The organism is Motilimonas thetidivivens, from assembly GCF_046452435.1.
In the GTDB taxonomy this organism is placed as follows: Bacteria; Pseudomonadota; Gammaproteobacteria; order Enterobacterales; family CBDFNC01; genus Motilimonas.
In genome coordinates this window covers 24,919-38,396 of the sequence record NZ_JBKFDK010000021.1, presented here as the reverse complement: position 1 = coordinate 38,396, position 13,478 = coordinate 24,919, and the positions used below count along the sequence as shown (strand labels likewise).

The 13,478-nt window shown below is 46.2% G+C and carries 14 protein-coding genes; 11 read left to right on the top strand and 3 right to left on the bottom strand.

All coding sequences use genetic code 11. The annotated features are described in order from the left end of the window. Window positions 1–77: 77 nt before the first annotated feature. Window positions 78–578: a peptide deformylase gene (gene def / locus ACK8OT_RS14865; RefSeq protein ID WP_410197302.1), complete on the bottom strand. Its 501-nt coding sequence runs from the start codon at window positions 576–578 to the stop codon at window positions 78–80. 102 nt (window positions 579–680) lie between these two features. Between def and ACK8OT_RS14860 the strand changes: the two genes are divergently transcribed. The 5 genes from ACK8OT_RS14860 (at window position 681) to hemF (ending at window position 5,025) form a co-directional block, all read left to right on the top strand. Then, window positions 681–1,772, top strand: coding sequence for a LysM peptidoglycan-binding domain-containing protein (locus ACK8OT_RS14860; RefSeq protein ID WP_410197301.1), 1,092 nt, complete (start codon window positions 681–683; stop codon window positions 1,770–1,772). After that, window positions 1,735–2,865 (top strand): DNA-processing protein DprA, encoded by a 1,131-nt coding sequence (gene dprA / locus ACK8OT_RS14855; RefSeq protein WP_486348280.1) that lies wholly within the window; start codon window positions 1,735–1,737, stop codon window positions 2,863–2,865. Before ACK8OT_RS14860 ends, dprA begins: the two co-directional genes overlap by 38 nt. Window positions 2,866–2,867: 2 nt before the next feature. After that, window positions 2,868–3,341: a DUF494 family protein gene (locus ACK8OT_RS14850; protein ID WP_410197299.1), complete on the top strand. Its 474-nt coding sequence runs from the start codon at window positions 2,868–2,870 to the stop codon at window positions 3,339–3,341. A gap of 149 nt (window positions 3,342–3,490) precedes the next feature. Next, complete coding sequence (locus ACK8OT_RS14845) at window positions 3,491–4,045, top strand: DNA topoisomerase family protein (RefSeq protein ID WP_410197298.1); 555 nt, start codon at window positions 3,491–3,493, stop codon at window positions 4,043–4,045. Window positions 4,046–4,119: 74 nt separating this feature from the next. Further along, entirely contained in the window at window positions 4,120–5,025 is a 906-nt protein-coding gene (hemF, locus tag ACK8OT_RS14840; RefSeq protein ID WP_410197297.1) for an oxygen-dependent coproporphyrinogen oxidase, read from the top strand. 7 nt (window positions 5,026–5,032) lie between these two features. On the opposite strand, the gene ACK8OT_RS14835 is transcribed toward hemF, so the two are convergent. Beyond that, window positions 5,033–5,461 (bottom strand): group II truncated hemoglobin, encoded by a 429-nt coding sequence (locus ACK8OT_RS14835; protein ID WP_410197296.1) that lies wholly within the window; start codon window positions 5,459–5,461, stop codon window positions 5,033–5,035. A 105-nt stretch (window positions 5,462–5,566) separates the two neighbouring features. On the opposite strand from ACK8OT_RS14835, the gene aroE reads away from it, so the two are divergent. The 4 genes from aroE (at window position 5,567) to ACK8OT_RS14815 (ending at window position 8,863) form a co-directional block, all read left to right on the top strand. After that, window positions 5,567–6,385, top strand: coding sequence for a shikimate dehydrogenase (gene aroE / locus ACK8OT_RS14830; protein ID WP_410197295.1), 819 nt, complete (start codon window positions 5,567–5,569; stop codon window positions 6,383–6,385). 7 nt (window positions 6,386–6,392) lie between these two features. Then, window positions 6,393–6,653: a DUF1488 family protein gene (locus ACK8OT_RS14825; protein WP_410197294.1), complete on the top strand. Its 261-nt coding sequence runs from the start codon at window positions 6,393–6,395 to the stop codon at window positions 6,651–6,653. A gap of 130 nt (window positions 6,654–6,783) precedes the next feature. After that, the gene (gene dapB / locus ACK8OT_RS14820; protein WP_410197293.1) at window positions 6,784–7,515 is read left to right on the top strand and encodes a 4-hydroxy-tetrahydrodipicolinate reductase; all 732 of its coding nucleotides are present in this window, start codon (window positions 6,784–6,786) and stop codon (window positions 7,513–7,515) included. Between the two features lie 100 nt (window positions 7,516–7,615). Next, complete coding sequence (locus tag ACK8OT_RS14815; protein WP_410197292.1) at window positions 7,616–8,863, top strand: succinylglutamate desuccinylase/aspartoacylase family protein; 1,248 nt, start codon at window positions 7,616–7,618, stop codon at window positions 8,861–8,863. 15 nt (window positions 8,864–8,878) lie between these two features. Here ACK8OT_RS14815 and ACK8OT_RS14810 read toward each other — a convergent pair whose 3' ends face one another. Continuing rightward, window positions 8,879–11,020: a tRNA(Met) cytidine acetyltransferase TmcA gene (locus tag ACK8OT_RS14810; RefSeq protein ID WP_410197291.1), complete on the bottom strand. Its 2,142-nt coding sequence runs from the start codon at window positions 11,018–11,020 to the stop codon at window positions 8,879–8,881. Window positions 11,021–11,358: 338 nt separating this feature from the next. Between ACK8OT_RS14810 and ACK8OT_RS14805 the strand changes: the two genes are divergently transcribed. Together ACK8OT_RS14805 and rpsJ are read left to right on the top strand one after the other, a co-directional pair. Beyond that, window positions 11,359–12,945 (top strand): GGDEF domain-containing protein, encoded by a 1,587-nt coding sequence (locus ACK8OT_RS14805; protein WP_410197290.1) that lies wholly within the window; start codon window positions 11,359–11,361, stop codon window positions 12,943–12,945. Between the two features lie 220 nt (window positions 12,946–13,165). Beyond that, the gene (rpsJ, locus tag ACK8OT_RS14800; protein ID WP_119909477.1) at window positions 13,166–13,477 is read left to right on the top strand and encodes a 30S ribosomal protein S10; all 312 of its coding nucleotides are present in this window, start codon (window positions 13,166–13,168) and stop codon (window positions 13,475–13,477) included. The last annotated feature ends 1 nt before the right edge of the window (window position 13,478 follow it).

Genomic DNA, 13,478 nt, shown 5'->3' with positions numbered 1-13,478 from the left:
CATATCGTTGTTGAGCAGAGGTAGCTGCCCAGCAAGAAACATCACAGAGTGATTAGCTGGGCAAGGAAACGGTGCGATTAACCTCGACGTTTGGCTTTTTCTAATTTTGTCTTGATTCTCTGGCGCTTGAGTGGCGACAAGTAATCAATAAATAGTTTGCCATCGAGGTGATCAATTTCATGCTGAATGCACACGGCCAGTAATTCATCTGCCTCAAACTCGATAGTTTCACCATCAAGGTTAAGTGAACGCACTTTAATTTTATCGGCACGTTGCACTTCGGCGCGGGTATCTGGCACAGACAAACAACCTTCTTCCATGGTTTCAATCCCTGATGTTTCGATGATTTCAGGGTTGATCAGGACTAAGCGTTGATCCCGTTGTTCTGATACATCAATAACTACAATTCGTTGATGTATATTAACTTGTGTTGCTGCAAGGCCGATGCCTTCTTCCTCATACATAGTGTCAAACATATCCTCAACAATTTGTTTTATTTGAGGTGTGACCTGTGCAACAGGTTTCGCAACTGTTCTTAGACGTTCGTCTGGAAAATGTAATACTTCGAGCAAAGCCATGTTATTATCTTGATACAACTATAAATGTGATTATATGGATTGTTTCAATTCTAGCCACTTCTGCGGTGAATTGACAGACTAAATGCCTACACAGGGAGAGTTATGAAATTTAAACAAGCTGCGACAGTCTTATTTGGGGCGTTGCTGTCGTTCTCCGTAACCGCGGACACTTTGAAATTAAAAGAAGGCCATCCCGATAGTTATATCGTTAAGAAGGGCGATACCTTATGGGACATCTCAGCCTACTTCCTTGATTCCCCATGGTTATGGCCGCGTCTTTGGCAAACTAACCCACAGGTTAAAAACCCACATTTAATCTATCCTGGCGATAAATTATATTTAACTTGGGTTGATGGCCAGCCACAGTTAGGCCGTAAGCGCCTAAAGAAAATGTCGCCTAAACCGCGCATAGAGGAAAAGCGCTCTGCAGTGCCAACCATCCCGCTTAACATTATTGAGCCTTTCTTAACCAAAGATCACATTATCGATGAGAGCTTGCTAAAGGGCTCGCCAAGGGTAATGGGACAAAATAATCGCAGCACCCGCATTACCAAGGGACATACCTTCTATGGCGAAGGCCAATACGAGCCAAATGTGCATTATGGTGTGTACCGTGTAGGTCCGACCTATACCGATAAAACCACGAAAAAAGTGTTAGGTGCTAAATTGGCCTATATCGGCTCAGCTCAGGTTAATCAAGACAAAGGGGTTAATGCTACTTCGGAAGTGTCGCCTTTAGTGATGACGCAAAGTGCGGTAGAAGCAAAATTGGGCGATATTATTTTGCCAATCCCTGAGTACGATGTATTACCCGCATTTTTTATTCCGACCTCTACACCGACCGAAATGCGCGGCTATATTGTTGATGCGTTGACAGAAAAAACGGCTTTAGGACGTGGCGATATCGTGGTGATTAATTTAGGTCAGCGTGATCAAATCGCACCAGGTGCTATCTTTAGTATTAAGCAACCGGGCGCTACCGTTATCAAACGTGGCGAGAAAGTGGTTTATGAAGAAGATGCTAATAAGTTTGAGCAGGTATTCTCGACAGGTGATAAGAGCCTGACTCTGCCTGAAGAAACCATTGGCATCCTGATGGTATTTAAGACCTATGAAAAATCCAGTATTGCCATTATTGTTCGCGGTAAAGATTTAGTTGGTCGAAACTTTGACATTCAAGGGGTCGAGTTCTAACTATCAAGACGCTCAGCTCTGGTTAGCATTACAGGCTATACCAGGGCTGAGCGCTCGCCGAGCTGTTGCGCTTGTGGCGCGATTTGGCATTGCCCAACTTTTCCAGCAAGCTGCTGCGACACTTCATTCATTAGGGTTAACACCCGAGCAAATTACTGCGATACAAAACCCCGATTGGCCTTGGTTTGAGAGCATTTTAGCCTGGGTGCAAGCCAATGATGCCCAAGTAATTTGTTATGATAGTCCGGTCTATCCCCTGCCATTAAAAGAAATTGCCAGTCCGCCTCTGGTTTTGTTTGCCCAAGGTAATGTCAGCTTATTACAGCAGCCACAGCTCGCCGTTATCGGTAGCCGTAATGCAACGCATTATGGCCGTGATAAAGCACAGTTATTTGCTCAGCAATTAAGTCAACAAGGTTTAGTGATCACCAGTGGTTTAGCCTTAGGTATCGATGCTCATGCCCATCGCGGGGCATTGCAGGCTCAGGGTGGCACCATTGCGGTATTAGGTTCGGGGTTAGCCAATGTGTATCCTAAGCGCAATCTTGGACTGGCAGCGGAAATTCGAGAAAAGGGCCTTATTATTTCTGAATTTTGGCCAAATTCGCCACCTTTGGCTAAACATTTTCCACGGCGCAATCGTATTATTTCAGGATTGAGCTTGGGCACCTTAGTGATAGAGGCTTCTTTGAAGAGTGGCTCTTTGATCACCGCCAAGTATGCGTTAGAGCAAAATCGTGAGGTGTTTGCCTTGCCCGGCTCGATTGATAATGCTCAGGCTTGCGGCTGTCACTGGCTCATTAAGCAAGGGGCTAAACTAGTGACAGAAACCGCCGATATAATAGATGAGCTACAATTAATAATGAGGCCGCGGCCACAACAGTTGGCCCTAACAGAGGAGAAAAACACCGGAAATACGTTGCCATTTCCAACTTTGTTGGATAGTGTAGGTTTTGAAACCACCTCGATTGACTTGGTGGTTGAACGTAGCGGAGAACCTGTGCAACTAGTACAAACTCAACTGCTGGAACTTGAACTCGACGGTTGGATTGCACAAGTGCCCGATGGATACGTCAGACTGAGGAGGGATTAGTTATGTTCGACATCCTCATGTACCTGTTTGAAACATATATACACAGTGATTCGGAATTACTCGTTGATCAGGAGGAGCTAACAGAAGAACTAACTCGTGCGGGTTTTCATCAAGAAGAGATATACAAGGCATTGGATTGGCTAGAAAAATTGGCTGATTTGCAAAACAATGACGAGAATCCATATCTTTGTCGCGATGTGCAAAACTCGATTCGTATTTACACTCAGGAAGAGATGAATCGCCTCGATACCGAGTGCCGAGGATTCTTATTATATTTGGAACAGATAAAACTGCTGAACTCTGAAACCAGAGAGATGGTTATCGATAGAGTGATGGAGTTAGACAACAACGAATTTGATCTAGAAGATCTTAAGTGGGTTGTGCTGATGGTGCTATTCAACGTACCTGGCAGTGAAAACGCCTACCAACAAATGGAAGATTTGTTATTCGATGTTAATGACGGTCCTTTACATTAATCAACTTCCGGGTGTAGAGGAAAGGTAGTCCTTTCCCTTACCCGTCCCCCCAAGCCTTAGTCTTATTCATTTACCTAGTTAAAATTGACTGCCAGAGTCATTTTGAGTCTGTTAGAATCGGCTTGTTGATATTCATAAGTGAGGCGGTTGTGTCGAAAATCGATCATTCTCTGTTTTCTGTTCACGAGCACGCATTAGAAAAAGAAGCATGCCCGCAATGTGGCAGTCTTTTACAAATCAAAAATAGTAAGCATGGCCCCTTCTTGGGTTGCAGTGCCTACCCAAGCTGTGAATATATGCGTCCGTTGCATCATCATGGCGATATCACTAAGGTGCTCAGCGGCAGCGACTGTCCCGAATGTCACCGTGAGTTAGCAATCAAACAAGGCCGCTATGGAATGTTTATTGGTTGCACCGGCTTTCCAGATTGCCATCACATTGAATCCTTATCCCATAAAGACAACACCAACATACCTTGTCCGAATTGCAGTAAAGGTAATTTGGTTGAACGCAAGTCTCGCTATGGCAAACTATTTTACGCGTGTGATAGCTATCCAAAATGTAAATATGCAGTGAATGAAAAGCCGGTACCCCAGACTTGTCCAGATTGCGGGTGGGGCATATTAACCGAGAAAAAAACAGCGGCTGGGTTACGCTTAGTTTGCCCACAAAAAAAATGCCAATATAAAAGCGACCCGCTCTAGTCGGTTTTGCTTGGTCAAAGAAGGCTGCTTCCCGTAGCGATTTATAAACGAATAAAAAGAAGGATTTAAATGCCATGGCTCTGCCTGATAAAGCCCAAGTAAAAGCCTATTTGCTGCAACTACAAGATCAAATTTGCAATGCCTTGATGCAAGCGGACGGCAGTGGTGTGTTTGTCGAAGATAACTGGCAGCGTGAAGAAGGTGGCGGTGGCCGTACCCGTGTATTGCGCAATGGTACGGTTATCGAGCAAGGTGGAGTGAATTTTTCGCATATTTCGGGAGACAAGATGCCGGCATCGGCCACAGCTCATCGCCCGGAATTAGCCGGTCGTCGTTTTGAAGCCATGGGGGTATCCTTAGTTATCCATCCGCATAACCCACACGTGCCGACATCCCACGCCAATGTGCGATTTTTTATCGCGGAAAAAGAAGGGGAAGATCCGGTTTGGTGGTTTGGCGGCGGTTTTGATTTAACACCGTTTTATCCGGTCGACGAAGATTGCCAGCATTGGCATCAGGTGGCCCATGATTTGTGTCAGCCCTTTGGCGAGCAGGTTTACCCTGACTACAAAAAGTGGTGTGATGAGTATTTCTTTTTAAAACATCGCAATGAAACTCGTGGCGTCGGTGGTTTGTTCTTTGATGACTTAAACCAATGGCCTTTTGAGGATTGTTTTGCCTTTATGCAGGCGGTCGGCAATGGCTATTGCGAGGCTTATTTACCTATTATTGAGCGCCGTAAAGCCACGCCATTTACCGAGCAGCAAAGAGACTTTCAGCTTTATCGCCGTGGTCGTTATGTCGAATTTAACTTAGTTTGGGATCGCGGTACCTTGTTTGGTTTACAAAGTGGTGGCAGAACCGAATCTATCTTGATGTCGATGCCACCTCTGGCGCGTTGGGAATACGCATTTCAGCCCGAAGCAGGCAGCTTAGAAGCTAAGCTGGCTGAATACTTAGTGCCACGCACTTGGATATAGCAACGACTTATTGATTGCGCATATGGCTAGCGAGCTGATCCAATGAGGCTCGCATTTGCTCTCTAAGCTCAATATTGCCCACTTGTCGGTCTAGGGCTTGGTTCATGCAAAACATCCATTGATCGCGCATTTTACAGTCGACCTTAAACGGTAAATGTCTGGCGCGAAGGCGAGGGTGGCCGTATTTTTGCTCAAACAGCGGCGGCCCGCCGGTCCAACCCGAGAGAAATTCAAAGAACTTTTCTCTGATTGCATCAAGTGGCTTAGGATGAATAGCATACAAGTCTGCGGCTTCGGGAGCCGTTTCCATGATGTCGTAAAAATCATTAGCCAATGCACGCACGCCCATTTCTCCGCCCAGGAGTTGATACGGGGTAAGAGGCTCAACAGGCGCTGCCGGCGATGTCTTAGAGAAGAGTTTTTTTATTATTTTCATTGTTAACAATTTGCGGTAAATGGGATAATTAGCAATCAGTTGCTTAATAGCAAAATTAAGCAGGCGATGAAAGCAACGAATTACGCAATATTATAAAGGTATCACATGGATAAGTACGCAGTTTTTGGCCATCCCATCAGTCACAGTAAATCCCCATTTATTCACACCCTGTTTGCCCGCCAAACTCATGAGGATATCAGCTACCAAGCTATTGAGGCGCCAGTGGATGACTTTGCCGGTGAGTTAACGCGTTTTTTTGCATCGGGTGGCAAAGGCTGTAATGTGACCTTACCTTTTAAGGAGCAAGCCTATTCTGCAGCAGACCGATTGACCCCTCGTGCTCAGTTAGCTGGGGCGGTGAATACCTTAAAATTGACCGATGACGGACAAATTATTGGTGATAACACAGATGGTGCGGGTTTAGTGCAAGATCTAAAAAATCATCATGTTGAGCTTAAAGGTGCGCGTATTTTATTGCTAGGGGCGGGCGGCGCAGCGCGGGGTGTTTGCGGTCCTTTGTTAGATGAGCAGCCGCAATCTTTGGTTATCGCTAATCGCACACACGCTAAAGCACAGTTGTTAGCCGATCTGTTTAACCAGCATGGCGCGATCACTGCCCTGGCTTTTTCCGACTTAACGGGAGAGTTTGATCTGATCATTAACTCAACCTCGGCCAGTTTAAGTGGTGAATTACCCCCGATCAGCCAAACTCTGATCAGACCAGAAACCGCTGTCTATGACATGATGTATGGCTCAGGGGATACGGTATTTATGAGCTGGGCAAAACAAGCGGGTGCCCGAATTGTGCTTGATGGTTTGGGCATGTTAGTGGGGCAAGCTGCTGAAAGTTTTGCGGTTTGGCGTGGCATTAAACCCGGCAGCAAACAAGTGATGTCTGAATTGCGCCGTAATTTAGCGGTGTGAACAGGCGATGAATCAAAGTATTCAATTCCCCGACCAACAGCATTGGAACAGCGAAGATCAAGTGGTTGAATTCCCGGCGTTAAACAACGGGCAATTGATTCGTTGCCAAGCGAGTTTAACTTGGCTGATGCAACAGGGTGAGCTTGAAGAGCAAACCGAGGCAAGTATTCTCGCGTTATTTGAGCAATTAAGATTTGATATTGAAGAGCAAATTGAGGCGGTGATCGAAGACGAAGACATCGATCAAGATGGCGTTATTCGGCTTTAGGTATCTAGGAATACCCCATCACAGCTAACTTTTTTAGTTATAGACAAGTTAGGGTCAGGCTATTAACCTGACATAAATTCAAGCAATAACAGTAATGCAGTGACGCAACAAAGCATCTGAGGAGAAAGAAGTGGTTAGAGTATTGGTGAATGGCGCTAAAGGACGTATGGGCAGTGAAGCGGTTAAAGCTATCAATAACGATCCCGAGCTAACATTAGTTGGTGAAGCGGATGTAGGTGATGATTTGGCTGCAAAAATTGCTGAAACCCAAGCCGATGTAGTAGTTGATTTAACCGCAGCATCAGCGGGTTACAACAATACCCAAACCATTTTAAATGCCGGCGCTCGCCCTGTTATTGGCACCAGTGGTTTTCAGCAGCATCAAGTTGATGAGCTACAACAATTATCAATTGAGAAAAAATTAGGTGGTTTGATTGCGCCTAACTTTTCAGTTGGTGCCGTGTTGATGATGAAATTCGCAGCGGAAGCCGCCAAGTTTTTACCCGATGTGGAAGTGATTGAAGCGCACAGCCCGCAAAAAGAAGAAAGCCCTTCGGGCACTGGGGTGCGCACGGTTGAGCTGATTGCGCAGGCGCGTACAAAAGCAGCAACGCCAACTTCAGATAAAGAGCTGATTGAAGGTGCACGCGGTGCAAAATTACATGATGTACCGTTACATTCGGTGCGCTTGCCGGGTGTAGTCGCGCAGCAAACCGTCTTTTTCGGTGGCTTGAGCGAAACCCTAAAGATTGAGCATAACTCACAGCATCGTGAATCGTTTATGCCGGGTATTTGCCTTGCTTGTAAACAAGTCATGACCCGTGAGCAATTGGTGTATGGCTTAGAGCATTTAATGGACTAACGCGGCACCAAGCTATAACGCGAATGTTCATAACAAGGACTGTTATTACAGTCCTTTTTTGTACTCGTTTGATTTTGTTTCTGGTTGATAGGAAAACATTATGATGAAAAAGATTTGTCTGACTATGTTATTGCCGCTGTCGGCGATGGCGACCGAAATTGTTGATAATCCGCCCAAAAATACCATCAACCCTAAAGCAGTAACCACTTTAGAGACACTTAAATCTGCACCAGCAAGCGAATCACAAACCACAGAAAAGCAACAGCAGCAACACCTTCCATTAACGCTACTGGGCAAAACGGTGCAGCCGAACAGCTTTCGCACCTTGTCGTGGTCAAGTGAGCAATCATTTACTGGCATTGATCTGGGCACCCCGGTGTTGGTTGCCAATGGTAAGCATAATGGGCCAACCTTATGTTTAACGGCGGCGGTCCATGGTGATGAGCTAAATGGTATTGAAATCACGCGTCAGGTATTGCATACCTTAGATACCAATACCTTAAAAGGTGCGGTTATCGGGGTTCCGATTGTTAATCTAGATGGTTTTCATAATGCGTCACGCTACCTTAAAGATCGCAGGGATTTGAACCGATACTTTCCCGGCTCAACCGAAGGCGCGGCTGCTTCGCGCATTGCTCATTCGTTTTTTACTCAGGTTATTAGTCACTGCGACGCTCTAGTTGATTTACATACTGGCTCCTTTTATCGCACTAACTTACCGCAGATTAGGGCCGATTTACGCCACCCGCCTTTGGCCGATTTTAGCCGTGGTTTTGGCAATATCACCATAGTTCAAAGTCAAGCTAGCCAAGGTACTTTACGTGGTGCTGCGGTGGCCAAAGGGATCCCTGCCGTGACCATGGAGCTAGGCGCGCCCATGAGCTTAGATTTAGAGAGTGTCGACGTTGGCGTGGCAGCGATAAAGCGGCTAATGCGTAGTATGGAGATGGTGCCCGAGCCTTATCGCGGCGGTAGTGTACAGCCTATCTACGTTGAATCGTTTTGGCAGCGAGCGGATCACAGCGGCATATTTGTCAGTGATGTGCTGTTAGGTGCGAAAATCAAACCGGGGGATGTACTGGGGCGGGTAACCGATCCTGTGACCAACGCGACCTTTCGCTTACGCTCGGAAGTCGAGGCGACCGTCATTGGCAAAGCTTTGAATCAATTCGTTTATCCAGGCTTTGCGGTATTCCATTTGGCAATTGCGACCACACCGGAAAAGGTAGAACAAAAAGAAGCTGAAAAGCAGCAGGTTGAACAATTGGATGAGCCTGAGGCTATCGACCAAGCAGAGCCCAGTTTGGATAACCTAGTGACGGATGATGCTGAGGAATCTGACGGTTAAATTGGCCAAACTGAATCAGCGTTGCAGCAATTGATTAATACTTTGCTTAAGCAGTTGTTCGGCGCTTTTCTTGCCCGTCAGCCCGTTGTTTTTAATTACCTGTGGCCACAGCTGCTGTTGCAGAATGCTCTCAACTAATATGGCTTGATGCAATGCAGGTAACCTTGAGCTGTCAGTGTGTTGCAGCAACCATAGCTTGAGGCTAGGTAAGCAGGCTTCAAATGGGCGAGGGTGCTGAGCAAAATCTGTAATTTGCTGTAGCAGGTGGGGTGGAGCGGGTTTCTTGGGTAGAGTTGCAATTAGAAAGCCAGCAATATCAGCACTTAAGTGCTGTAATCGGCCTGTTAAATGGCATTCAAGTTGTAGGCAAAATAATGAACGAAAATGATTTAGTTCAAGCTCTTTATGACTAGTTAACGGTTGCAACATCACGGCACTGAAGCAGCCACTGGCACTGTCTTGACTTAGCCCTAAATGTACAAAATGCATGCCTTGGCGATGCCAGAAACGACCTAATTCCGTGGTGAGGCCAAAGCTGGTGCCTAGCCAATCAAAATGTTGCTGTTGTGCCCACTGTTTCAAATATTGATAAAATACCGTTCCCAAGCCCAATTGTTGCCATTGGGGGTGAATAGCAATGCGCATGACTCGAGCAAACTTATCACCGTGGATGTGGCTAAAGCCTGCCTGATAAAGCAGCACTTGGGGTAACAAGTGGCCTTGAGGTCGGCGTTGACCTAGGTAAACTTGCTCTGCTAATGGTTGGCTCAATTGCCCCTCACGACTAATCAGCGCCGCCCCGAGTAGGGTTTCATTTTGTTTAAGTAATGCAATGGTTAGCTCAGGGTTATCTAATATCGCTCTGAGATCTGAAGGTTTGGTTTGGTAGTGAGCAGAGACTAATAAAGCAAACACTTCTCGCAGTTGGGTTTCATTTAGGCACAGCTCTGCCGCCGATACGATTTCCATGGTTGCCTTGTCGGCAGATGGTAATTGACCATCTGCCACGGGTAACTGAGCATCTAACAGCAAGGCGTCAAAGATAAAGGCTTCTAGTGGGTCTTGGCTGGCCCAACGAATCGGCTGACTGAGGTGCTGCTGATGCACACTGGCATTGTGTTGCTGCAAATAAGGCAGGAATTTTAAGCTAAATCCTCTGCCGGAGCCTTCGTAACCATGTAACGTCGTGGCATACACCACTCGGGGATAGTGCTGGTCGAGTTGTTTCAATAGAGGTAAAGGCAAGGCGGCAGCTTCATCAACCAACAGTAGATCCGCTTGGGGTAATTGATTCAGCAGTTGATCGGGCGCATAGAAGCTGAAGTGGCTCTCGCCAAGCAAGACTTGATTGCTGCTATGTTTGGCCTCAGGCTGTAATTGCTTTAGCAGTTCAAAAGTAGTGCGAGTGTGGGGCAGGGTGGGCGCTGTTACTATGATGCTTATTTTGTTGGTCGGCGCCATTAGCTGCGCGGCAGCGATACCTAATGAGGCTGATTTACCGCGGCCGCGATCGGCACTGATAATGAGAGGTCGATGGCTGCGGCCTTGCTTTACACGCATAATGGCATTAACGGCTTGCGCTTGATCGTGACTTAAACATGGGGCAATACAGGGCGTATGGCTAATCGCCATTGGCTGAGTTAGCTTCAGCTTAGGTAATGGCTGATGTTGCTCGATGACGGTAACCGCGGGATGTTGTTTTAGCAGGTCACGCCAACGACGAAGAAAAAGGCTTTCAGTTGGTATGGGTGCATCTGCCGATAAAAAGCGCAAATAATCCGGATCATTAAAAGTCGGCCAATCTTGTATCGGCGGGACGATCAGCACCATGATACCCCCACCAATTAAGGTGCCACTGACGGCACCAACGGCATCAGCAGAGAATCCTTGAAAAGCATCGTAAATCACTTGCTGGCGAGTTTGGCCCAAATAATGGGAAGCTTGCTTAGCTTGGCAAAGAGTATAATCAAGCTTGGTTTGAGCTAGGCTAGCGCTGTGATCCGGTTGCAGTTGACCAACGATGAGGGCGTTGGGCTCTAGTAAGTCAATAACCTGCTGCCAAGCCCAAGCTTGTTCGCCACTCAGGACCAACAGATAACGATGTTGACTGGTGCTAGCGAATTGTTTGAGTTGTTGATAAATGGGCTTTAGGGTCACATCAAATCCAGAGGTTGAGCAAGCAACCTAGCGTCTATTTTATTTGGGTGTATTGGCGTGTCTATGGTGAAGACTAAGGCGCAAAGTTGCCAAGTTATACCATGAAGTGAAGGTACGACGGTAGCTAGCGAGTCACGGGAATACGCCCGAACATTGCCAATACAGCAAGCAAATCTATCACCTGATGATGTTTTGATGTCTATTTATTGATGTGTATCTCATTTCAGTTTTGATTAATTACGTCAATCAGTCGGTTTTGATAATATAGCTTAAATCGCTGATTTACAGCGGCTTCACTATTTTATTGGGATGTTATTTCTAGCCTTATGGAACACTTGATGACGCAACCGGAGCTACAAACCGCTGGGTTTGAAGCATTTTGTCATGCTAGCTTTAAGCAGCTGCTGGCTTTTTACCAGCGTTGCAGCTTGGTGTTGGTTGACGACCAAAGCTTGTATTTAGTTGGCCGCGGCGAGGGTAAAGATAACATAACTTTTCATGCTACTCCGGTGTCACTTTTTAAAGAGCATGATATTCCACTTCGCACTTGTTATTCCGTGTTAAACGACGGTGTTTGTGTTGAAGGTTTTTATCCGCTTTTCAATGAAGCAGGCCCGGTTGGGATTTTGCTGGTTGAAGCGACTAAGCCGCAACAGGGGCAAGTCAGTAAACAATTACTGGATGCCTTAAGCCTAGGGCTAGATAATTATCGGCTGGGTCAGGCGAATTTAGCCCTGCAACAGGAATTAAAACGCCGAGAATTAGCTTTGCTGCGGGCACGGGAGCAGGCGGCTGCCTTTTCACAGCGCTTAAAAGAGCTGCATGAGGTAACAATAGAGTTATCAAAACTGTATTCATTAGATGAGTTGTATCGTTACACGGTTGAAGCGGGCATTACTCGCCTAGGCATAGATCGCATGGCGGTGTTCATCATGGACAAAGAGCGCGACATGTATTTTGGTACTTACGGTACCAATGAAAAAGGCCAAGTCGTTGATGAAAGCTACTTTCAAAATAACATCCCGAATGTACCATTTGTGCAAGAAGCCTTAACCCGCAAAGATTATTTGAGTGTGTGGTATGACACCCCGATCTTGCATGATACGAAAGAAATAGGGGTGGGTTGGAATGCCATGATTGCATTGTGGCATGGTGATGAAACCATCGGCTGGATCGCCTGTGACAATTTTATTCGTCATCAATCGTTACCTGACTATCAAAAAGAAGTGTTGATTTTGCTGGCGGCAACCTTAGCTCAGATGATCATGCGTAAGCAGGCTGAAGAGCAGGTTATGTTACTTAATAAAGAGTTAGAAGTGCGGGTGCGTGAGCGTACTAATGAACTGGCTCAAGCTTATCGCGCCTTAGCCGATGCGAACAGTGCACTACAGTTAGTTTCTGCCATTGATTCGTTAACGGGATTGGCAAATCGACGCGCCTTTGATGAACGTTTAGAAACGGAGTGGATTAATGGGCTTCGTGAACAGACTACGATTTCCTTAATTCTAATCGACGTCGACTTTTTCAAGCAATATAACGACCGCTTTGGTCATCCAGAAGGCGATGTTTGTTTGCAGCGAATTTCTGAATCGTTACGTGGCTGCGTTAATCGCAACAAAGATTTGGTAGCACGCTATGGTGGTGAAGAATTAGTGCTGTTATGTCCAGGGATCACACCAGAGCAAACTCGGGTATTGGCTGAATTGTGCCGTAAGAAGGTTGAGCAATTAAACATTGTCCATCCCGCAAGCGGTATTAATGACAGAGTAACCATCAGTCTTGGGCATGTTTGTATTAAACCCGTCAATGGCATGCCATTTAAGAATTTGATCTGTATTGCCGACCAAGCACTATACCAAGCCAAGCAAACCGGCCGTAACGTATCTGTGGAAGCGGATTACAGTGTCAACGCCAAACTAAATTAAGCCGTAAAAATCGAACAGAACATTTGCATCTACTACCAATACCTGTATAATGCGCTCCACTTGCTAATAGAGTAAGTGGAGCAACTGCTCCCTGCCAGCATGACTGGCCACACAGAGCCCCCGATTTGGGTGGCTAATGGTTTAAGCTTCACTAGTCACTTTCTATAAAAGTCGATTGGTGGTGTTTTTTTTATGTTTTTAACTATTGGAGCCTTGGTCCATGCAGAACCAAAGAATCCGTATCCGCCTGAAAGCGTTTGATCACAGACTGATCGATAACTCTACAGCGGAAATCGTTGAAACTGCAAAGCGCACGGGTGCTCAGGTTCGTGGTCCGATTCCACTGCCTACTCGTAAAGAGCGCTTTACTGTACTGGTTTCTCCGCACGTAAACAAAGATGCGCGTGATCAGTACGAGATTCGTACGCACAAGCGCTTGATTGATATCGTAGAGCCAACTGATAAGACTGTTGACGCACTAATGAGGCTAGACCTAGCCGCTGGTGTTGACGTTCAAATCAGCCTAGGCTAAC

Excerpts from the sequence above, each read along its gene's own strand:
- ACK8OT_RS14860 (WP_410197301.1), top strand. The coding sequence starts at position 681 with ATGAAATTTAAACAAGCTGCGACAGTCTTATTTGGGGCGTTGCTGTCG.
- ACK8OT_RS14805 (WP_410197290.1), top strand. The coding sequence starts at position 11,359 with ATGACGCAACCGGAGCTACAAACCGCTGGGTTTGAAGCATTTTGTCAT.
- def (WP_410197302.1), bottom strand. The coding sequence starts at position 578 with ATGGCTTTGCTCGAAGTATTACATTTTCCAGACGAACGTCTAAGAACA.
- ACK8OT_RS14835 (WP_410197296.1), bottom strand. The coding sequence starts at position 5,461 with ATGAAAATAATAAAAAAACTCTTCTCTAAGACATCGCCGGCAGCGCCT.
- rpsJ (WP_119909477.1), top strand. The coding sequence starts at position 13,166 with ATGCAGAACCAAAGAATCCGTATCCGCCTGAAAGCGTTTGATCACAGA.
- hemF (WP_410197297.1), top strand. The coding sequence starts at position 4,120 with ATGGCTCTGCCTGATAAAGCCCAAGTAAAAGCCTATTTGCTGCAACTA.
- aroE (WP_410197295.1), top strand. The coding sequence starts at position 5,567 with ATGGATAAGTACGCAGTTTTTGGCCATCCCATCAGTCACAGTAAATCC.
- ACK8OT_RS14825 (WP_410197294.1), top strand. The coding sequence starts at position 6,393 with ATGAATCAAAGTATTCAATTCCCCGACCAACAGCATTGGAACAGCGAA.
- ACK8OT_RS14815 (WP_410197292.1), top strand. The coding sequence starts at position 7,616 with ATGATGAAAAAGATTTGTCTGACTATGTTATTGCCGCTGTCGGCGATG.
- ACK8OT_RS14850 (WP_410197299.1), top strand. The coding sequence starts at position 2,868 with ATGTTCGACATCCTCATGTACCTGTTTGAAACATATATACACAGTGAT.